The sequence below is a fragment of the Niallia circulans NBRC 13626 genome (genome assembly GCF_001591585.1).
GTDB classification, from domain to species: Bacteria; Bacillota; Bacilli; order Bacillales; family Cytobacillaceae; genus Niallia; species Niallia circulans.
Window position 1 is genome coordinate 220,158 of record NZ_BCVE01000006.1, and the last position, 20,220, is coordinate 240,377.

The 20,220-nt window shown below is 35.7% G+C and carries 20 protein-coding genes; 6 read left to right on the top strand and 14 right to left on the bottom strand.

Going from position 1 to position 20,220, the window contains the following annotated elements:
- The first annotated feature begins 66 nt into the window (after positions 1 to 66).
- On the top strand, positions 67 to 1,185 hold the full coding sequence (ispG, locus tag BCI01S_RS10220) for a flavodoxin-dependent (E)-4-hydroxy-3-methylbut-2-enyl-diphosphate synthase (RefSeq protein ID WP_171510336.1): 1,119 nt from the start codon (positions 67 to 69) through the stop codon (positions 1,183 to 1,185).
- A 53-nt stretch (positions 1,186 to 1,238) separates the two neighbouring features.
- Here ispG and BCI01S_RS10225 read toward each other — a convergent pair whose 3' ends face one another.
- A complete protein-coding gene (locus BCI01S_RS10225) occupies positions 1,239 to 1,631 on the bottom strand; it encodes a DUF4190 domain-containing protein (RefSeq protein WP_061798577.1) in 393 nt (130 codons plus the stop codon).
- A gap of 159 nt (positions 1,632 to 1,790) precedes the next feature.
- On the opposite strand from BCI01S_RS10225, the gene BCI01S_RS10230 reads away from it, so the two are divergent.
- On the top strand, positions 1,791 to 2,369 hold the full coding sequence (locus BCI01S_RS10230; protein WP_061798579.1) for a 5' nucleotidase, NT5C type: 579 nt from the start codon (positions 1,791 to 1,793) through the stop codon (positions 2,367 to 2,369).
- A 71-nt stretch (positions 2,370 to 2,440) separates the two neighbouring features.
- Here the strand turns inward: BCI01S_RS10230 and zur are convergent, their stop codons facing one another.
- Positions 2,441 to 2,854, bottom strand: a complete 414-nt coding sequence (zur, locus tag BCI01S_RS10235) for a zinc uptake transcriptional repressor Zur (protein ID WP_047941277.1) — start codon at positions 2,852 to 2,854, stop codon at positions 2,441 to 2,443.
- A gap of 273 nt (positions 2,855 to 3,127) precedes the next feature.
- Between zur and BCI01S_RS10240 the strand changes: the two genes are divergently transcribed.
- Positions 3,128 to 3,385 (top strand): DUF2624 family protein, encoded by a 258-nt coding sequence (locus tag BCI01S_RS10240; protein ID WP_016202998.1) that lies wholly within the window; start codon positions 3,128 to 3,130, stop codon positions 3,383 to 3,385.
- 43 nt (positions 3,386 to 3,428) lie between these two features.
- Here the strand turns inward: BCI01S_RS10240 and BCI01S_RS10245 are convergent, their stop codons facing one another.
- A complete protein-coding gene (locus BCI01S_RS10245; RefSeq protein ID WP_061798582.1) occupies positions 3,429 to 4,322 on the bottom strand; it encodes a deoxyribonuclease IV in 894 nt (297 codons plus the stop codon).
- Positions 4,323 to 4,341: 19 nt separating this feature from the next.
- Positions 4,342 to 5,652, bottom strand: a complete 1,311-nt coding sequence (locus BCI01S_RS10250; RefSeq protein WP_047941279.1) for a DEAD/DEAH box helicase — start codon at positions 5,650 to 5,652, stop codon at positions 4,342 to 4,344.
- 265 nt (positions 5,653 to 5,917) lie between these two features.
- Between BCI01S_RS10250 and vrrA the strand changes: the two genes are divergently transcribed.
- Positions 5,918 to 6,508: a VrrA/YqfQ family protein gene (gene vrrA / locus BCI01S_RS10255; protein ID WP_061798584.1), complete on the top strand. Its 591-nt coding sequence runs from the start codon at positions 5,918 to 5,920 to the stop codon at positions 6,506 to 6,508.
- Between the two features lie 235 nt (positions 6,509 to 6,743).
- A complete protein-coding gene (locus BCI01S_RS10260; protein WP_047941280.1) occupies positions 6,744 to 7,685 on the top strand; it encodes a 4-hydroxy-3-methylbut-2-enyl diphosphate reductase in 942 nt (313 codons plus the stop codon).
- Positions 7,686 to 8,072: 387 nt separating this feature from the next.
- On the opposite strand, the gene BCI01S_RS10265 is transcribed toward BCI01S_RS10260, so the two are convergent.
- Positions 8,073 to 9,188, bottom strand: coding sequence for a Nif3-like dinuclear metal center hexameric protein (locus BCI01S_RS10265; protein WP_061798587.1), 1,116 nt, complete (start codon positions 9,186 to 9,188; stop codon positions 8,073 to 8,075).
- Positions 9,175 to 9,885: a tRNA (adenine(22)-N(1))-methyltransferase gene (locus BCI01S_RS10270; protein WP_061798589.1), complete on the bottom strand. Its 711-nt coding sequence runs from the start codon at positions 9,883 to 9,885 to the stop codon at positions 9,175 to 9,177. The genes BCI01S_RS10265 and BCI01S_RS10270 overlap by 14 nt, the downstream gene beginning before the upstream one ends.
- A gap of 152 nt (positions 9,886 to 10,037) precedes the next feature.
- Here BCI01S_RS10270 and BCI01S_RS25240 point away from each other — a divergent pair, with 152 nt between their 5' ends.
- Positions 10,038 to 10,367, top strand: a complete 330-nt coding sequence (locus BCI01S_RS25240) for a hypothetical protein (RefSeq protein ID WP_141231675.1) — start codon at positions 10,038 to 10,040, stop codon at positions 10,365 to 10,367.
- A gap of 225 nt (positions 10,368 to 10,592) precedes the next feature.
- On the opposite strand, the gene rpoD is transcribed toward BCI01S_RS25240, so the two are convergent.
- The 8 genes from rpoD to recO form a co-directional block, all read right to left on the bottom strand.
- Positions 10,593 to 11,717 (bottom strand): RNA polymerase sigma factor RpoD, encoded by a 1,125-nt coding sequence (rpoD, locus tag BCI01S_RS10280; RefSeq protein ID WP_047941284.1) that lies wholly within the window; start codon positions 11,715 to 11,717, stop codon positions 10,593 to 10,595.
- Between the two features lie 39 nt (positions 11,718 to 11,756).
- On the bottom strand, positions 11,757 to 13,571 hold the full coding sequence (gene dnaG, locus BCI01S_RS10285; protein ID WP_061798593.1) for a DNA primase: 1,815 nt from the start codon (positions 13,569 to 13,571) through the stop codon (positions 11,757 to 11,759).
- Positions 13,572 to 13,611: 40 nt separating this feature from the next.
- The gene (locus BCI01S_RS10290; RefSeq protein WP_082810046.1) at positions 13,612 to 14,073 is read right to left on the bottom strand and encodes a YaiI/YqxD family protein; all 462 of its coding nucleotides are present in this window, start codon (positions 14,071 to 14,073) and stop codon (positions 13,612 to 13,614) included.
- Between the two features lie 376 nt (positions 14,074 to 14,449).
- On the bottom strand, positions 14,450 to 15,280 hold the full coding sequence (locus tag BCI01S_RS10295; RefSeq protein WP_047941286.1) for a pyruvate, water dikinase regulatory protein: 831 nt from the start codon (positions 15,278 to 15,280) through the stop codon (positions 14,450 to 14,452).
- Entirely contained in the window at positions 15,273 to 15,923 is a 651-nt protein-coding gene (ccpN, locus tag BCI01S_RS10300) for a transcriptional regulator CcpN (protein WP_047941287.1), read from the bottom strand. The genes BCI01S_RS10295 and ccpN overlap by 8 nt, the downstream gene beginning before the upstream one ends.
- Positions 15,924 to 16,130: 207 nt before the next feature.
- On the bottom strand, positions 16,131 to 18,197 hold the full coding sequence (gene glyS, locus BCI01S_RS10305; RefSeq protein ID WP_061798596.1) for a glycine--tRNA ligase subunit beta: 2,067 nt from the start codon (positions 18,195 to 18,197) through the stop codon (positions 16,131 to 16,133).
- Complete coding sequence (gene glyQ, locus BCI01S_RS10310; protein WP_047941289.1) at positions 18,190 to 19,080, bottom strand: glycine--tRNA ligase subunit alpha; 891 nt, start codon at positions 19,078 to 19,080, stop codon at positions 18,190 to 18,192. Before glyQ ends, glyS begins: the two co-directional genes overlap by 8 nt.
- A gap of 378 nt (positions 19,081 to 19,458) precedes the next feature.
- Positions 19,459 to 20,214, bottom strand: a complete 756-nt coding sequence (gene recO, locus BCI01S_RS10320) for a DNA repair protein RecO (RefSeq protein WP_047941379.1) — start codon at positions 20,212 to 20,214, stop codon at positions 19,459 to 19,461.
- Positions 20,215 to 20,220: the final 6 nt, after the last annotated feature.

The following is a 20,220-nucleotide window of genomic DNA, read 5'->3' on the forward strand; positions in this document are numbered from 1 at the left end:
AATTAAATAAAAAGCTAATTATTTTGGCTTGTCCAATATAAAAGGAGCGAATCACCATTGAGTGAAATTATACATCGTACAAAAACCCGACCAATAAAAGTAGGTAATATTACTATTGGGGGAAGTAATGAATTATTTATCCAAAGTATGACCACAACTAAAACACATGATGTGGAAGCTACTGTAGCCCAAATTAAACGCTTAGAAGAAGCTGGCTGTCAAGTCGTGCGCGTAGCATGTCCAGATGAACGTGCGGCAAATGCTATCAGTGAAATTAAAAAGCAAATAAATATACCACTAGTCGTGGATATCCATTTCGATTATCGTTTAGCTTTAAAAGCAATTGAAGGCGGAGCAGATAAAATCCGAATCAATCCAGGTAATATTGGGAAAAGAGAAAAAGTGGAAGCTGTTGTAAAAGCGGCAAAAGCGAAAGGAATTCCTATCCGAATTGGGGTTAATGCCGGCTCGCTAGAAAAGAAAATCTTGGAGAAATACGGATATCCAACAGCAGACGGCATGGTTGAAAGTGCCCTGCATCATATCAAAATACTAGAAGACCTTGATTTTCATGATATCATTGTTTCCATGAAAGCTTCTGATGTTAACTTAGCAATAGAAGCATATGAAAAGGCAGCAAAGGCTTTTGACTACCCACTACATTTAGGAATAACAGAATCTGGTACGTTATTTGCTGGTACTGTAAAGAGCGCTGCTGGGTTAGGTGCTATTTTAAGCAAAGGCATCGGTAATACTTTACGTATTTCCTTAAGTGCTGATCCAGTTGAAGAAGTAAAAGTTGCTAGAGAACTGTTAAAGTCATTTGGACTTTCCTCTAATGCTGCAACATTAATTTCTTGCCCAACATGCGGCCGTATTGAAATTGATCTTATCAGTATTGCAAACGAAGTAGAGGATTATATCTCTACTATAAAGGCACCTATTAAGGTAGCTGTGCTAGGCTGTGCAGTAAATGGACCAGGAGAAGCAAGAGAAGCGGATATCGGCATTGCTGGAGCTCGTGGAGAGGGCCTACTTTTCCGTAAAGGCAAAATAGTCCGCAAGGTTCCAGAAGATACGATGGTCGAAGAATTAAAGAAAGAAATCGATGCAATTGCAGCGGAATACTTTGCAAAAAAAGCTGCAGAAGAAAAAGAGATGGATACTATCAGTGTCCAGCCATAACTTTAGGAAAATCTAACCTCAAATAAGAGGTTAGATTTTTTAATTGCTTCTTGCTAAAAGAATGGAGCAATAAAAATTCCAATGATAATGGAGATAGCACCTAGTGCAATAGCCCATGTTCCTAATGAACTTGCTCCTTTGCTTCTTGCGACGAAACCTAATACTATCCCAACAATCCCTAAAATGATAGGCATTACAAATAATGATAGGATAGAAATTACTAACGCCGCAATACCAACCCCTTTACCGCCTACTACTCCTCTGTCCCCCTCTACATCAGAGGTGACAGGGCGTGTATCAGCAGAGGTCATCGGAGGTGTAGCATTATAAGTCATTGGAGGTGTTATTTCTGCTGATGTTTCTTCCAAATAATCTACAGGTGATTTAGTTCGCTCTCTATCCTGAAAATCGTGACTATATCCTTCATTGCTATTTTGATCTGCCATGATAATCCCTCGCTTTCTTTCATAGGAGCATTTATTATCATCACCAAGTTTTTGATTCTTATGTCTGTTAAAGTTTTACATGATTTTTCTCTTCCTTCTTTTCCTTATCTTTATAATTTGGTAAGCTAGAGAGGAACAACAGTGGAAAAGGAGCACAAAATGAAGAAATTGCGTTTTGGAATCGATATTGATGGAACAGTAACCAGCCCAGCTGCATTTGTTCCTTTTTTAAATGAAAGCTTTCAATTAAATATTACGCTAGAAGATGTTGTACAGTATGAATTTTACCCTCTTGTAAATGTATCTAATGAGGAATTTGACAAATGGTTTATCGAAAACGAGGCAAGAATTTATGCAGCCTCTCCTCTTGCAGAGGGTGCAAATATTGTTCTCCAAGAATGGGCTGAACAACATGAACTTATCTTTATTAGTGCTAGAGGCGAAGGAATGCTTGAATTGACAAAAGAATGGTTTCTTAATCAAGGTATCAGTTTTAACCATATCGAGTTAATTGGTTCCCATCATAAAATAGCGGCCGCCCAAAAAAATAAGGTTGATATTTTCTTTGAAGATAAGCATGATAATGCAGTGATGCTCCATGAAGAATTAGGGATACCAGTTATTCTTTTTGACACACCTTATAATCGGAAACCGATTCCTAAGGGTGTTAAACGCGTAACTTCTTGGAGTGAAGCAAAAAAATGGGTAGATGAATGGGCTAAGTCTTCTGTTAAATAACTCCTTTATTCGTTGCAAGATACTATCTCTATAAAAAAACGAAGCGATATCTTATGATATGCTTCGTTTTTTTAATTTCTGCACTCTGGGCATTTCCCGTAAATCTCAAATTTATGACCAGATACATCGTATCCTTTCAAGCTTTCTGATAGCTCTTCCATTGGGCAAGTAATAATTTCTTTTGTTTTTCCACAATCTAAACAAATAAAATGATGATGGTGGTGCTGGTGCGAACAAGTAAAACGAAAATGCTTCTCTCCATTTAATTCCGTCATTTCAAAAATATCCAATTCTTCAAATAAGGATAAATTACGATAAATTGTATCAAAACTAAGACCCGGATAATCATCCTTTAGCGATTCCAGAACATCCTTAGCTGTTAAATATTTATTCTCATTAGAAAATAGTGCCAATATATCTTCTCTTTTATCGGTATGTTTATACCCTTTTTCCTTCAGAATATCAAGTGCAGTTTGTACATTCATTTCTCCACCTCATCTCTTACACTTTTTTAAAATAATTTCATTGAATAATGAGGAAGAAAAACATCATACTCTCTAAATATTCATTTCCCCAATATACAAATATAAATCTATAGTAATCATTACGATTTATTTACAATAAATGATTCAAAATCAGTATACAAGAACGATTGATTGTTGTAAAGATATCTCATCCAGATAAGTTTGCCAAAGAAATCAAAAAAAGTTAGCACATTTTTGTTATTCGCCACATATGTTAGAATGGGGAGTGATGACATGAAAATTTTTGAAAACATAATCAATCATAAAATTAACAACATAACCTCTACTGAATTATTGAAATACAGTAAGCAATTCAAAATTAAAATTACAAATGAAGAAGCAGTAAAGCTTGCTAATCATCTTAACGGCCGAAAGGTAAATATTTTTAAGCCTAATGAACGTGCACAATTAATTAGAGAGGTAGCTAAATTAACAAGTCCTGCGACAGCAAAAGAACTAAATGATTTATTTAATTTATTTGCCGAACAGTAATATCTACTTAATGGAAATAAAAAACGCTCAGATGAGCGTTTTTTTAACTTTCTAGGATTTCTTGCAATAAGTTTTCATTAAAGGTTTTATTTTTAATCATTTCAATTTCATGTTTATATGGCGCTTTTTTATTTGTTTTATCGATACCGACATACGGTGTTTCCAATATCTTTGGAACATCCGCTAACTCTGGATGATGAACAATTTTCATTAATGGATCAAAGCCAATTTGCCCGTACCCTATATTCTCATGTCTATCTTTTCTTGCACCAACGATATTTTTGCTATCATTAATATGCAATACCTTTAATTTATCTATTCCAACGATTCGATTGAATTCCTCTAAAACCCCATCGAAATCCTCGACAATATTGTAACCAGCATCATGTGTATGACATGTATCAAAGCATACAGATAATTTATCATTATGTGTAACGCCTTCCATAATCATCGCTAGTTCTTCAAATGTACGACCGCATTCAGAGCCCTTTCCAGCCATTGTTTCAAGAGCAATCTGTAAGTTTTCATTTCCTGTAAGTACTTCATTCAAGCCTTCAATAATCTTTTTAATCCCTACATCCGCACCAGCACCTACATGAGCACCGGGATGTAACACGATTTGTTTTGCTCCTAGCGCTTCTGTTCTTTCGATTTCACTGCGTAAGAAATTTACACCCAATTCAAAGGTTGCCGGGTTCGTAGTATTAGCAATATTAATAATGTACGGTGCATGTACAATAATATCGCCAATTCCATTTTGCTCCATATGAAGCTGTCCTGCAGCAATATTTAAATCTTCTATTTTTTTTCTTCTCGTATTTTGGGGTGCGCCTGTGTAGACCATAAAAGTATTTGCCCCATAGGAGGCTGCTTCTTCACTTGCGCCTAATAACATCTTTTTCCCGCTCATTGATACATGTGAACCTATTTTCAGCAATTCAATCTCTCCTCTTTCCCTATTTTCTTCTACTCTTAATACGCTTTTCTCTCTTTTTAATTGTTTCTACTTGCTGCTGCATTTTCTTCTTATAGCCCGGTTTCACTTTTTTCGGTTTTTTGACAAGGGATTTTGCCTTTAAATCAATTTCATCTACTTGTTTTTTGCGGTTTTTTCGACGATTGCGATCATCTAATTCAATCCACTCACCCTTTTTTAGATCCATATGCTTAAATTCAACGCCAAGTTTTTCTAATTGATTAAGCTTGTCCTCATCGGAAGGCTCATAAATCGTTAATGCTATACCTGAATAACCAGCTCTGGCCGTTCTACCAACACGGTGTACATAAAAATCTAAGTCTGACGGAAGCTCATAGTTGATAACATGACTGATTCCTTTAATATCTATTCCTCTTGCTGCTAGGTCTGTTGCCACAATATATTGAAACTCTAAATCAAGAATTTGTTTCATTACTTTTTTACGTTCACGAGGTGTTAAGCCACCATGAATTCTAGCAACTTTAAGACCTTTACTTGATAAACCATTTGCAACTTCATCACACATCTGTTTTGTATTTGTAAATACAATAGCAAGATAAGGATTAAAGCTTACTAATGCCTCATATACCGTTGTAATTTTATCTCGATGTCTAGAAGGAATTAACACATGTTCAATTTTTGCTGCCGTTAACTGCTTTGGCTCAATATGAATAAAGGTTGGATTTTCTAAATATTTCTTTAAGAAAGGTTTTAATTTCTCAGGTATTGTTGCTGAGAAAACAAACATACTTAAATCCTTAGGCATTTTTGCAGCAATTTGATCCACATCTTCAATAAAGCCCATATCTAGCATCAGATCTGCTTCATCGACAATAAGGATTTTTGCTGTATGCACAAATAATGCTTGCTCGTTGACAAGATCATTAATTCTACCTGGCGTTCCAACAACAATTTGTGGCTGCGTTTTTAATTTTTCAATCGAACGTTGTTTATCCGTTCCCCCAATAAATAATCGCGAAGAAATCGGCTGATCAGAATGCTTCGTAATTTTCTGTATTTCTTGGTAAATTTGATTAGCCAATTCTCTGGTCGGCGCTGTAATAACTGCTTGCACTGCTTGCTTTTCCGGATTGACTTTTTCAATGATTGGCAAAACATAAGAATGCGTTTTGCCTGTCCCTGTTTGTGACTGACCAATGGCGCTTTCCCCTTTTAAGATAAGTGGAATGACCTTCTGCTGAATTTCTGTCGGTTCATAAAAACCTAATTCATCAATTGCATCTATAATAAATGGTTTTAATTCATATTGGTTAAATAGATTATTACTCATATAAAAACTCCTTATTAGCCAGATAAATGAGTGTGCACAGATTTGACATTTACCTATAGCTCTTTTGTCCATCATTTAATTATAATAAAAAATCGCTTAAAAGGCTATAACGTGCGCCCTTTTTATTTTTACCAATGTATTTTACTCTATTTCTAGCTTTTATCTTTCTTTTGCTAGCTATCCAGATTTTCTGTTAAAACCTAAACATATTAGTATCTGTTGCATATTCTATAAAGTAGTATAAGTGAAAGGAGGCGTTTTAAATATGATGCCACCAAGACAGCGTGGACCGTTTCAAGGACCGCAAATGGGCGGAAGAATGCCAGGAATGAGAGGTCCTTCAAATTTTCCTGGCGGACCGATGGGGAGAGGTGCAATGCCTAGCAGAGGAAATGGCGGAGGCGGAGGACTATTATCAAGATTACTTGGAGGAGGCAATAATGCTGCTGGGGCAGCTACGAATGCTGGAGCAAGAAGTGCCGCTTCTGGAGGCGGTGGATTGCTAAAAACGTTAACTAACCCTTCCTCCATTAATGGATTTTTGGCTAATTCTCAAAAATTCCTTAATACCGCAAGCCAAATCGGTCCCATGATTAACCAATATGGACCAATGGTGAAAAACATCCCTGCGATATGGAAAATGTATAGAGGACTAACAAGTTCAAATAAGGAGACAGAAGAGACAGAAGTAACGGAGCAAAAGACAAGTAAGGAAATAAATAAAAAAACTACTAGCAAACCACAAACTAAGAAAAAAATTAAAAATCCCGAAACAGATCATCATGATTTGGAAACAGAAACAGAATCATTACCAGAAAAAACTACTGGTGCCTCAAAACCAAAACTTTATGTATAAATTCGGCTGGCCATAACTAGCAAAACCATTCAGTATATTTGAATTGGATCGGTTTTTGCTTCAGTTGGTCAGTATTTTTTTATCCTTTTTTGGCTAACTTATTTTCCAGACACTTATGCTTTGTAAACCTCTCTTATGTTATATATAATAAACATGTTATATTATAAAGGAAATAATAGTATCTATAACTTAATATATTTGTTATATAGTAGGATCATGCAGGAGGAATCGGAGAATGAAAGTTATTAAAATTGCACCACGAGGTTATTGCTACGGTGTTGTTGATGCTATGGTAATTGCTCGAAATGCTGCTTTAGATAAAACATTACCTCGCCCCATCTACATTCTGGGGATGATTGTTCATAATAAACATGTAACAGATGCATTTGAAGAGGAAGGTATTATCACATTAGATGGAGAAAATAGAAAAGAAATATTAGATAAAGTTGATTCAGGAACAATCATTTTCACTGCCCATGGTGTATCACCAGAAGTCCGCAGAATAGCGAAAGAAAAAGGGTTAGTAACATTGGATGCAACCTGTCCAGATGTAACCAAAACTCATGATTTAATTAGCGAAAAGGTTAAAGAAGGTTATTACATCATTTATATAGGAAAAAAAGGCCATCCGGAACCAGAAGGAGCTGTTGGTGTCGCTCCACACGCCGTCTCACTAGTAGAGACACTTGAGGACCTTAGCGGCTTAGAAATTAACCATGAGAAAATCCTTGTAACAAACCAAACAACGATGAGTCAATGGGATGTAGCTGATTTAATGGAAAGCATTAAAGAAAAATTTCCACAAGCTGAATTTCATAAAGAAATCTGCTTAGCAACTCAAGTTAGACAAGAAGCTGTTGCTAAACAAGCAGGTGAAGCAGATGTATTAATTGTGGTTGGCGACCCTAAGAGCAATAACTCTAACCGATTAGCACAAGTTTCCGAAGAAATTGCCCATACTACTGCTTATCGCATAGCAGACATCTCAGAACTCAAGCTAGAATGGTTGAAAGGAGCGAGCAGTGTGGCAGTGACTGCTGGTGCATCCACTCCGACTCCTATTACGAAAGAGGTAATAAATTTTCTAGACCAATACGATCCAGAAGACGAGAAAACATGGCAATTTGAAAAGAAAGTTCCTTTAAATAAGATTTTGCCGAAAGTTAAGGCAAAATAATGTATAGAACAAGCGCTCTCTTCTTTAAATGGAGTGCTTGTTTTTATTTTGGTACATTCTCTCTTTATGAACGCTTGTTTTCTTCCTTCACTGGTAATTTCGGCGTTCACCCCCTTTTATGAACACCACTTTGCTCTCTTCCCTCTCCGATTTCGGCGTTCATTCCTTTCATGAACGCCATTTTGCTCTCTTCCCTCTTAGGTTTCGGTGTTCATCCCTTTCATGAACACCGCTTTACTCTTTTCTCTCTCTAACTTCGGCGTTCAACTCCTTTTTCAGCGTTCCCCCTTGAAAAACGCCCCTTGTATACTTTCTTTACAAAGAAAAAAGCAGACATTCCCTTGGTCTCCCTCCAAAAGTTTGTCCGCTTTTTACCTTGAATCTAGATTATACAAATGTAAAAGGATCGGTGTGAGTTAAGGAAGGGAAAATTTCCACATCATATCCTTTCTCATCACACATCCTCTTTAAAACTTTTGTTACACCATTCTTCATCACTTTTTCAACATTGTGTCCTGGATCAATAATATTTAGTCCCGCTGCTTGGGCATCATGGGCAACATGATAATACATATCCCCTGTAATATAGACATCTGCCCCTTTCATTAAAGCATGTGAATAATACTTATTGCCGTCTCCACCTAATACTGCTACTTTTTTAACTCGAGAATCTAAATTCCCCACTACACGTATTCCATTTACATCAAGGACTTTTTTGACATGGTCAGCAAATTCTCCCAGTGTTGTCTCTTCTACTCTTCCAATACGCCCTAATCCAAACTGCTCTCCTTTTATCTGTAAATCATAAATATCATAAGCCACTTCCTCATATGGATGTGCCTTTACCATTGCTCTTACTATTTTCTTTTCTTTCGAAGCAAGATAAACCGATTCTATCTTGACTTCTTCTACTTGCTCCAGCTTATTAACACTTCCTATATAGGGAACAGCTCCTTCCAATGGCTGAAACTCTCCAATTCCTTCCGTCGAAAAAACGCAGTGACTATAATTCCCTATTGATCCTGCGCCTGCATCGCCAATCGCCTTTTTCACTTGTTCTACATGTTCTTTCGGGACATATACTACTAATTTCTTTAATTTTTCTTCATAAGTAGGAACTAAAACTTCCGCATCCTGAATGCCTAGAGCGTCACTTAAAAGGTCATTTACCCCGCCTTTTGCAACATCAAGATTCGTATGAGCAGCATATACAGCAATATCATTCTTAATTAATTTATGCATTAATTTTCCTGCTGGATTGTCCATTGTTATTTTAGAAAGAGAGCGAAAAATAGGAGGATGGTGAGCAATGATTAAATCCACTTTTTTTGATATTGCTTCTTCGACTACCTCATCGAGAACGTCTAGAGCAATCATAACACGTTTTACTGGCCTACTTAAGTCTCCCACCTGCAGCCCGATTTTATCTCCTTCCATTGCATAAACTTTAGGGGAAAATTGTTCAAATAAAGATATTATTTCATAACCATTAATATTCTTCATTGTTTATCACCTCATCCACTAATTTTATCTTATTCTGTAGTTCGGTCCGTTTCTGCATATTTTCCACTGAGTCAGGTGCAGATTCTAACTGATCAAGAATTCTTTGCCAATTCTTTTTCTCAAGCTTCCATTTTTTAACGAATGCTGCATCTTTTTCTTTCATTAAAAATGGTCCAAATAATAAGGCTCTTTCTTCGGATAAAGATGGAGATTCCCCTTTTTCCGCTACTAGAACCTCGTATATTTTCCCATCCTCTTCTAAAATTTCTTCTGCCACTAAAGTCCAGTTATTTTTTAATAGCCACTCGCGAATTGAAAATGCACTAATATTGGGCTGGAGGACTAATCTCTGCACAGATTGTAATTTATCTTTTCCATTTTCCAAAATGGATGTAATTAATGCCCCTCCCATTCCTGCAATGGTAATACAATCTACTTCATTTTCTCCAATTACTTCTAAACCATTTCCTTTGCGTACAGATATTTTCGAAGTAAAACCTTCTTGTTTTACTTGTTTAATCGCTGATTGATATGGTCCTTCCACCACCTCACCTGCAATGGCAGACTGAACTTCTTTTCTTTTTACCATATAACATGGCAAATAAGCATGGTCTGAACCAATATCCGCAAATTTTGAATTTCTAGGTATGTATTTAGCAACGGTTTCTAATCGTTTTGATAATCTATCTGTATTCATTATATCCCCCACATTTCAAGTTCTAGTTAAACATATACTTGGATACAACAAGTATGACTAATAAAAAGGCTCCAATATAAGCAGAAATCGTAAAATATAGCAGTTTATACCTTTTACCGCACATATACCAAAATAAACAATTAAGAAATAAAATGATATATAAAAATATTATTTCATTTACAAAAAAGTATAAAACAAATGCTACACTGAATAAAAGAAAAATAATAGCAGCAACAGTGGCTGGGATATCTACATTTAACTGTTTTTTATTATACAAAAAAATACCGACAAAACAAAAAATCAGAAAAATTAGTGAAATAGCCATTTGCAAAATAAAAGACAATTCAGTAAAATATAATAAAAATATAGTTATTGGGATGAAAGAAAAAAATAGTAAAGAAGAAAGTAAGAAACCCCTTCTTTTTTTACTAATTGTATTTTCCTCTACCCCATTACCTTCAGTATATAGGGTAAGTAAATAATCACAATAATGTTCTGGAAGCATTTTATTTTCTTTCCAATAAGCGATTTCCTTAACAATAATCGTTTTTCGCTGATCTTGCATTTTTAAGTATCACTTCCTGTAGTTTAAATTAAGTAAACCAAGAAAAAATAAAACCTTAAAAAAAAGAAATAGCCACTTCTTACAGGAAGTAAACTATTTCTTTATAGGATCGTACTTGAAGACCACTTAAACCTTTGGCAACTTATTCTAAGAAATCTTTTAATCGTTTGCTTCTGCTTGGGTGTCTTAACTTTCTTAATGCTTTTGCTTCAATTTGACGAATACGCTCACGTGTAACACCAAATACTTTACCAACTTCTTCTAGTGTACGTGTACGACCATCGTCTAGTCCAAAACGCAATCTTAACACATTTTCTTCTCTATCTGTTAGTGTATCTAATACATCTTCTAATTGCTCTTTAAGCAATTCATATGCAGCATGCTCTGAAGGAGAAGTAGCATCTTGGTCCTCAATAAAATCGCCTAAATGGGAATCGTCTTCTTCACCAATCGGTGTTTCTAAGGAAACTGGCTCTTGAGCAATTTTTAATATCTCTCTTACCTTATCTGGTGATAAATCCATATCTTCTCCAATTTCTTCTGGAGATGGTTCGCGGCCAAGATCCTGTAGTAATTGACGTTGAACACGTATCAATTTATTAATGGTTTCCACCATATGAACAGGAATACGGATTGTTCTTGCCTGGTCGGCAATTGCACGCGTAATTGCTTGACGAATCCACCATGTTGCATACGTACTAAATTTAAATCCTTTTTCATAATCAAATTTTTCAACAGCTTTAATTAAGCCCATGTTACCTTCTTGGATTAAATCAAGGAATTGCATTCCACGGCCAACATAGCGTTTGGCAATACTTACAACTAAACGTAAATTAGCTTCTGCTAAACGACGTTTTGCTTCTTCGTCACCTTGTAAAATACGTTTTGCTAGGTTTATTTCTTCTTCTGCTGAAAGCAAATCAACTCTTCCGATTTCTTTCAAATACATACGAACTGGATCATTTATTTTTACACCTGGGGGAACACTTAAGTCATTTAAATCGAATTCTTCCTCCCCTTTAGCGAGTTCTTGGACATTTGGAGCTTCTTCTTCTCCATCACCAATTAATTCGACTCCCTGATCACCTAAAAATTCATAAAACTCATCCATCTGGTGTGAATCTAATTCAAAACTAGATAATTTCTCCGCAATATCATCATATGCGAGCACACCTGTTTTCTTACCTACTTCTGTTAATTGTTCCTTTACCTGATCAAGGGTTAGTTCCGTTTCAATCTCTTTTGAACGGGCAGACTTTTCAGCCATATGTCCCCCTCCTTCCAAAAAATCAAGACAATAATATACCTATTTTAACGTTTTTTCTAATAATAGAACTTCCATGCCAATTTGTGCAGCTTTTATATAGTCATTTTGACGTTCTGCTTCTTTAAGCATTTGTTTTTTTTCCTTTATTTCAAGCAGTTTTTCATAATTAGTGACTTGTTTCATATAATCACTAATTTCTAATTCACTTACCTCTTCATTCACTTCCATCATTTCGATCTCGGCTACAATCCGCTGCAAATCTGGATCATCAATAAAATTCATAAATGAACTTGTATCAGTGCCTAGACCCTTTTCATAAAAAGCAAGGAGATAAGTAAAAATTGCTTGATGTTCATCAATATTAAATGCTCTTCCCTGTAATGAGCTTTGCACTTTGTAGGCAATATCCTCACTTTTAAACATATGTGCAAGCAGTCTTTTTTCTGCAGTATGATATGCGGGTAATAATCCGGCTGCTCTTTTTTTTACTGTATATTGTTTTACAGGAACAACCGTTTTTTCATCAACATATTCATTTGGACTTGATTGTTCCATCTGCATTTCCTGCTGCTTTAATGCCTCTAAAGATAGCGAAAATTCATCCGCCAATTGTCTTAAATAGAGGTCTTTTTCAACCGCCTTATCCAGTTTAGCAATTTCTCCTATTACTTCTTCTATATAGGCGAGTTTATCTCCTTCATTTTGAAGATTTTTCCCTCTTCGATAGTACAGCATTTTAAATCCCATAAAAGGAATACTTCCATGAAGAATTTCCTGCTGTAGTTTATCTTCCCCAAATTTGTTCACATAATCATCAGGGTCCATTCCATCTGGTAACATTACTACTTTAACAACACAATTAGCCTTAGTAAGAAGCTGTCCTGCACGAAAGGCCGCTTCTATCCCTGCTGAATCAGAATCATAACAAATCGTTATATTTCGCGCGTTTCTTTTTAGAATTGCGATATGCTCTTCCGTTAAGGACGTACCCATTGTCGCAACACTATTTTCCACTCCCGCTCTATTAGCAGCTATAACATCTGCAAACCCTTCAAATAAAACAGCTTGTTGTAGCTTCCTTATAATCGGCCTTGCTTTATGAAAATTGTAAAGTGTATTGCTTTTATTAAAAATTGGTGTTTCGGGACTGTTAAGATATTTGGGATTATTATCCCCTAATGCACGTCCCGAAAACGCAATTGTGTTACCATTTCGATCACTGATTGGGAAGATGATCCGATCGCGGAAACGATCATAATATTTTTCATCCCTCTCACTTTTTACAATCAAACCAGCTTTTTCTAGTAGTGAAACATCGAATTTACGTTTCCCTAAAAACTTCACAGCTAAATCCCAAGAGTTTAATGTATAGCCTATTTGGAACTTTTCAATAATAGGTAATGTAAAGCCCCTATTAGTTAAATATTCCAATGCGTGCTGACCATCCTTTGTATTTACGAGCAAATGATGGTAGAATTTAGATAATAATTCATGTGCATCAATCATTTGCTGTAAATCATTGGGGATAGCTAGTTTTTTTTCCAATTCATTGATTTCAATTCCTAAATCAATGCTTGCTCTGTCTGCAAGACTTGTAGCTACTTCTACAAAAGAAGTGCCTTCTAAATCCATTAGAAAGGTAAATACATTTCCACCTGCATGACAGCCAAAGCAATGGAATATCTGCTTATCTGGCGATACAGTAAAAGAAGGTGTTTTTTCGCCGTGAAAAGGACAAAGACCGATGAAATTGCGCCCTTGTCTTGTAAGGGATACATGTTCTCCAATGATCTCTACAATATCAGTTGCCTGTTTAATTTCATTAAGTTTTTCTTCAGGAATGCGCGCCACCATTTTCTAACACATCTCCCTACTTATTGCCTACTTTAATGAATTATTCGACGTGTCCAGTCGAATCTCCTTCATTTTTCGACAAAATCCTTATAAAATTTCTTCTAAATTTTTGTCGATCCTCCTCTGTAAATGGTTTAGGCCCTTTTCCATATACCCCTTTTCGCCTTGCTTTAGCAGATAAATAACGCATATCTAATGCAGTATTTATCGTTTCTTCCTCATAGATTACTCCTCTAGGTGAAAGAACAGTAACTTGCTTTAGCAATAAAGTGGAGGCCAAGCCAATATCTTGAGTCACGACAATATCCTGTTTCTTGGTAGCATTCATAATAAATAAATCAACAGCTTCTTTATCACTATCCACATATTTCCATTTTCGTCCGTCATTCTCCCGCTTCATATGGGCGTAGGAAGCAACGAACTGTAATTCATAATGATAATAAGAAGCTATTTCGACAATATCTTCTTTTACAGGACAGGAATCAGCATCAACATAAATCATGTGTTTTCCTAATGTACTATTAATTCTACATCACTCCACATATTCCTTCTTCCTAAATTATTTTTTCACGAAAGAAGTAATGTCGAAAATTTTTTTATCCCTTCCCTTGACTTCTCACAATAAATAGTTTATTCGTAATAAGCCAAGTCTAAACCTAAAACATGATACTTTTTTATCACAATTTTTTATTATAGTATAAATCAGCTTGAAATTCCATCTTTTTTTATCTATAATTATTCCTTTTAGATCATACTAGAACAAAAAATAAAATATAAGGAACTTTTCTGTTGGATAATAAGTACAAAACAGCCATAATGAAAAACTTGATTCTACTTTGGAGAACCAAGTCTTTACCACTTATTTTTATAAGAAAAAACTAATTATCTGCATTATACTTAGAGCGATAATATAAATTGTGTATAATATTTGCTGTTTCTTCCACTGCTTTATTCGTAACATCGATAACCGGGCAGCCGATGCGATTTACGATATCATCAAAATAGGTTAATTCTTCTTTTATTCTTTCAATTTGCGCATAGCTTGCTTGATCACTTAAACCCAGAGAAATAAGGCGCTCTTTTCTAATATTGTTTAATTTCGTCGGGCTTATTTTTAAGCCAAAGCATTTACTTGCTGGAACTTGAAAAAGTTCTTTTGGCGGATCAACCTCTGGCACGATTGGAACATTTGCCACTTTCACTCTTTTATGTGCCAAAAATTGCGATAAAGGTGTTTTGGATGTTCGTGATACACCAATTAAGATAATATCTGCCTTTTCTAACCCTCTTGGATCCCTGCCATCATCATATTTCACAGCAAATTCTATTGCTTCTACTTTTTTAAAATAATCTTCATCAAGTTTGCGGACAAGCCCTGGTTCATATAAAGGCGTCTTTCCCCATAAAACTTGGAATTGATCGATAATCGGACCAATTATATCACAGGCGTATACGCCTTCTTGGCGAGCCAATTCACTCATATAATTGCGAACTTCTGGTTTAACAAGCGTATAAGCAATCATCCCATGTTCCATTTTAGCTTGCATAACTACTTCATGTATATTCGATTTATCTTCCACAAACGGGAATCTTTTAATTAATACATTTACGTTATGTCCAGAAAATTGGCTAATTGCTGCTTTTGTTACTAGTTCAGCTGTTTCACCAACTGAATCAGATACAACATAGATAATTTGTCTTTCAGTCATTATGTTCCTCCACAATTCCTTTACGATTGTTAGACAAGTCTACAAACGCCCTAGTAATATTTGTTTTCGAAACTCTTCCTATTACAAGAAGACCATTTTCATTTTTTTCTACAACTGGAAGTGCATCTATTTCGTGATCCATTAACTTGCAGCCAACATCTACTAAAATCTCTTCTTTAAAACAATATGTGACATTCGGCATTCTTGTCATAATAATCGCGACAGGCAAAGAGTTTAACTCTTGTTTACCAATGCTTGCTCGTAATAGATCTTTGCGGGAAACAACTCCAGTTAATGTGGAAGCTTCATCAATAACAAATATAGTTCCAACATCTTCTGTGAACATAATGACAATGGCATCATAGACAGAGGAATTCTCGTGAACAACTACTGGATGTGAATAATAATCTTTCACAAGGATATTACGGATATTATCAATTACTAGCCGCTCTGAGTTCTTGCCTGTATAGAAGTAGCCTACACGTGGTCTTGCATCTAAAAATCCAGCCATTGTTAATATCGCTAAATCTGGTCGAAGTGTAGCTCTTGTTAAGTTTAATTTATCCGCAATATGCTCGCCCGTTATCGGCCCATTTTCTTTTACAATTTCAATAATTTTTTCTTGACGTTTATTCAGTTCGATTTCCTATTCACCACCTTCATTTAGGTAACGATATCTACTAACTATTATATACGAAATAGCCAGAATCAAAAGAAAAAGAATCTAAAGATAACTCTTTTGCTACAACCATATTTAACATTCAAGTACATATTCATTATGCCTAATCATAACAAAAGGAAACTAGGTAGGGGAATCCCCTGCCTAGCTTTTTGTTAAACTATCTAGTTACTACTTCACAATTATTTCATTTACACTTGCGAAACCTTTAATATATGCAGCAATTTCCACCATTAGATTTAGGCGATTTTCTTTAATCTTCTCATTATCAGCCATTACCATGGTGTGGTCAAAATATGCAGAGATTGCTTCTTGTAAAGAGAACAATAACTCAAAATACTCTTTTTCTTCCACTTTGGTATTAATTTTTTCTTTAACCGCTGTAAAACGATTATATAGATCACTTTCATATTCATTTTCAAACAAGCTAGAATCAACCGCTGAAACGGTTACTGCCTTATTAGAAATATTGATAATTCGACTTAATGCTTCTATCCCTTCCTTGAAATTAGCATCATCTTTGTGAAGTTCAAGAACTTTTGCCTTTCTTAAAACACTTGCAGCCCCACCAATTTTTTCTGCCAACACTGCATCAATCATATCATAGCGGATGCCCTGTTCTTGTAAAATATATTTCACACGTAATTTGAAGAATGACAGCACTGAATCAACTAATTCTTGCCCGGAAACTTTTGACACATTCTCTATAGCCTGTATCGCCAGTTCAACCAATTGCTCAATTGGAATATTCCAGTTTTTATCTATTAGGGTCTGAACAATTCCAGTTGCCTGTCTTCTTAATGCGTAAGGATCTTGTGAACCAGTTGGTACTAATCCAATACTAAAGAACGAAACAATTGTATCCAGTTTCTCTGCTAGCGCAAGTACTGCCCCCACATTACTTGTTGCTGTTTCGTCATCTGCATGACGCGGCATATAATGCTCATTAATAGCGTTCGCTACTGATGCCTTTTCTCCCTTTTGAATAGCATATCGTTCTCCCATTAATCCTTGCAGCTCGGGGAATTCATAAACCATATTTGTTACAAGGTCAAACTTAGCAATTTGCGCAGCTCTGTCGACATCTTGTTTTTCTTCAGAAGTTAACTGTAATTCGTCGGCTAACTTAGAAGCAAGTAAGCGAACACGAGCTACTTTTTCTGCTAAAGTACCAATTTCTTCATGATATACGATTGCTTCTAGTTTTTTTAGAAGATCGTCTATCGCTAACTTTTGATCTTCTTTGTAGAAGAAGGCTGCATCAGCAAGTCTAGCTCTTAATACTTTCTCATTTCCCCTTGCAACTTTGTCAAGATGTTGATGGTCCCCGTTCCGAACAGTTACAAAATAAGGCAACAACTTTCCTTCCTTAGACTTAACTGGGAAATAGCGTTGATGTTCTTTCATGCTTGTAATTAATACTTCGGTTGGTAACTCTAAATATGACTCATCAAAAGTACCATACAAAGCAGTTGGGTATTCAACTAAATTAGTAACTTCCTCTAATAAATCTTCATCAATTGGAATAATCCAATTGTTTTCTTCTTCTAATTTTTTTATTTGCGAAACGATAGCTTCTTTTCGTTCTGCTGCATTAACCATCACATATTGAGCCAACATTTTCTTCTCATAATCAGAAGGGTTTTGAAAGACGATTTCCCCACCTAAAAAACGATGACCACGTGACTGATTAGACGTTTCTACATTAGTAATAGAGAATGGAATAATTTCTTCTCCAAATAAGGCAATAAGCCATTTAATTGGACGAATATATCGTAATTCATTATTGGCCCAACGCATATTTTTCGGGAATGTTAAGCTTAGAATTAACTCTTTTAATTCTGATAATAATTCACTTGTCTGTTTCCCTTTAATAAATTTTTTTACATGAGCGTATTCCACACCATTTATCTCTTTAAAATAGATGTCTTCTACTGTTAAGCCTTGCCCTCTTGTGAATCCCGCAGCTGCTTTAGACCATTCACCAGCTTCGTTTAATGCAATACGTTTAGCAGGGCCTTTTGCTTCTTCTTCCATATCTTGCTGCGATTCATCTAAATCAGTAACAAGAAGGGCCAATCTGCGCGGGGAAGAAAAAGCCTGAACAGAAGCATAACCCAATTGTTTCTCCGCAAGCCAAGCCTCCATTTTCTCTTTTAATGATTGGATACTAGCAGAGATAAAACGAGCTGGCATTTCTTCTAAACCAATTTCCAATAATAAGTCTCTTTTATTCATGACTTTTTCCCTCCTTACTTTTTAAAATTGGGAATCCTAATTTTTCTCTTTCTTCGTAGAAAGTTTTTGCCACTTTACGTGCTAAATTTCTGCATCTTCCAATATATCCAGTTCTTTCTGTAACAGAAATAGCCCCTTTAGCATCCAATAGGTTGAAAACGTGAGAGCATTTTAATACATAGTCATAGGCAGGGTGTACTAGCCCTTCGTCCATTTGTCTATGCGCCTCTTTTTCATAGATAGAGAATAGGTTAAACAGCATATCGGTATCAGACGTTTCAAATGTATATTTACTATGTTCAAATTCTGGTTGATAAAAAATATCTTTGATTGTGAACCCATCTGTCCACTCTAAATCAAAAACATTTTCTTTATCTTGAATATAGGAAGCCAATCGCTCAATTCCATATGTTATTTCAACCGATACTGGCTTACATTCAATACCGCCAACTTGTTGAAAATACGTAAATTGAGTAATTTCCATTCCATCAAGCCATACTTCCCATCCAAGACCTGCGCAGCCTAGAGAAGGATTTTCCCAGTTATCCTCTACAAAGCGAATATCATGCTCTAACGGATTAATCCCTAGTGCTCTTAGAGAATCTAAATATAATTCTTGAATATTGTCAGGAGAAGGCTTCATGATTACTTGAAATTGATGATGCTGATATAAACGGTTTGGATTTTCTCCATATCTTCCATCTGCCGGTCTTCTAGATGGCTCTACATAAGCCACATTCCACGGCTCAGGACCAATCGCTCTTAAAAAAGTATAAGGACTCATCGTCCCCGCACCTTTTTCTACATCATATGCCTGCATTAGGATACAACCATAGTCAGACCAATGTTTTTGCAATGTTAAAATCATGTTTTGAATATTCATTGCTTTCCTACACCTCCGAATTTATAAAACGTATATTCAGCATAGATTTATGTAGAGTATGTACTCGTAAGGAACACAAAAAACTCTCGTCCCTATGCCAAATATTTCTTGACATAGGGACGAGAGTTAACCCGCGGTTCCACCCTATTTGCTGTAAGATACAGCCACTTTCAAACGCAGTTGCTCCAAGAACGCCTTCCTTAACGCTCATGAACTTGGCTTCCACTATCCCAAGCTCGCTTTTCATGAGGTGAATTAAGTACTACTTTCTTTTCAATGCAACACTCTTATTTACATGAATAATAACGAAAAAAATATTAGTTGTCAACCTTGCTTTGATTTATTCTCGAAGAAGATTCACTCTTCATTCAATTACTTTTATGTAAAGGAATCCCCTAAGTTTTTCATTGATTGAATAAATTTTTTAGATTTCAAATACAACCCAGAATACTCTTCATAATAAGCATCAATAATCATACTTAGCTCTTTCTTAGTTGAATCTTTGACAGAGATACTACCTAGACGGGAAATATCCATATAATAAAAAATCCGAAGCAGCTTTACTGTAGCCTGCGAGATTTTATAATGATACGGGTCCTTGTCCAAGCATTGATGACAGATTAATCCACCTTCTCGGATAGAAAAAGAAAAATGCCCCTCTGTCGCTCCGCAAAAAACACAGCGATCTAGTATTGGATATAATCCTAAGCTGTTTAACATTTTTAGTTCATAGATATTTACTAATATTTCCGGATCGTATTCTTCATTCATGTAATTTAACGTTTGATATAATAATTCAAAATGAAAAGGATTTGGCTTTTTTTCATCCGTACATTTATCTGTAAGCTCTACTATATAGCTAGCGTATGCAGTAAGAAAAATATCTTCTTTCAATGAACGCATACTCGATATAATATCCCCTTGCTGTAAAAGCCCTAATCCACTACTTCGCTGGACGAGAAAATATCCATAGACAAAAGGCTGGGTTACAGCAGAAAGCCTGCTGTTTGGCTTTTTTGCACCTCTAGCCATTACCCCAACCTTTCCCCATTCTCTTGTATACAACGTTACTATTTTATTGGATTCACCGTAATCGATGGATCTAATTACAATCCCTTCACACTTTTCGAGCATCACCAT

Coding starts and splice junctions, on each gene's coding strand:
- rpoD (WP_047941284.1), bottom strand. CDS start 11,717: ATGGCTGAAAAGTCTGCCCGTTCAAAAGAGATTGAAACGGAACTAACC.
- BCI01S_RS10240 (WP_016202998.1), top strand. CDS start 3,128: ATGAAAATTTTTGAAAACATAATCAATCATAAAATTAACAACATAACC.
- BCI01S_RS10260 (WP_047941280.1), top strand. CDS start 6,744: ATGAAAGTTATTAAAATTGCACCACGAGGTTATTGCTACGGTGTTGTT.
- dnaG (WP_061798593.1), bottom strand. CDS start 13,571: ATGGTGGCGCGCATTCCTGAAGAAAAACTTAATGAAATTAAACAGGCA.
- BCI01S_RS10270 (WP_061798589.1), bottom strand. CDS start 9,885: ATGAATACAGATAGATTATCAAAACGATTAGAAACCGTTGCTAAATAC.
- vrrA (WP_061798584.1), top strand. CDS start 5,918: ATGATGCCACCAAGACAGCGTGGACCGTTTCAAGGACCGCAAATGGGC.
- BCI01S_RS10265 (WP_061798587.1), bottom strand. CDS start 9,188: ATGAAGAATATTAATGGTTATGAAATAATATCTTTATTTGAACAATTT.
- BCI01S_RS25240 (WP_141231675.1), top strand. CDS start 10,038: ATGATATATAAAAATATTATTTCATTTACAAAAAAGTATAAAACAAAT.
- glyS (WP_061798596.1), bottom strand. CDS start 18,197: ATGAATAAAAGAGACTTATTATTGGAAATTGGTTTAGAAGAAATGCCA.
- BCI01S_RS10225 (WP_061798577.1), bottom strand. CDS start 1,631: ATGGCAGATCAAAATAGCAATGAAGGATATAGTCACGATTTTCAGGAT.
- BCI01S_RS10290 (WP_082810046.1), bottom strand. CDS start 14,073: ATGATTTATGTTGATGCTGATTCCTGTCCTGTAAAAGAAGATATTGTC.
- glyQ (WP_047941289.1), bottom strand. CDS start 19,080: ATGAATATTCAAAACATGATTTTAACATTGCAAAAACATTGGTCTGAC.
- BCI01S_RS10230 (WP_061798579.1), top strand. CDS start 1,791: ATGAAGAAATTGCGTTTTGGAATCGATATTGATGGAACAGTAACCAGC.
- BCI01S_RS10295 (WP_047941286.1), bottom strand. CDS start 15,280: ATGACTGAAAGACAAATTATCTATGTTGTATCTGATTCAGTTGGTGAA.
- zur (WP_047941277.1), bottom strand. CDS start 2,854: ATGAATGTACAAACTGCACTTGATATTCTGAAGGAAAAAGGGTATAAA.
- BCI01S_RS10250 (WP_047941279.1), bottom strand. CDS start 5,652: ATGAGTAATAATCTATTTAACCAATATGAATTAAAACCATTTATTATA.
- recO (WP_047941379.1), bottom strand. CDS start 20,214: ATGCTCGAAAAGTGTGAAGGGATTGTAATTAGATCCATCGATTACGGT.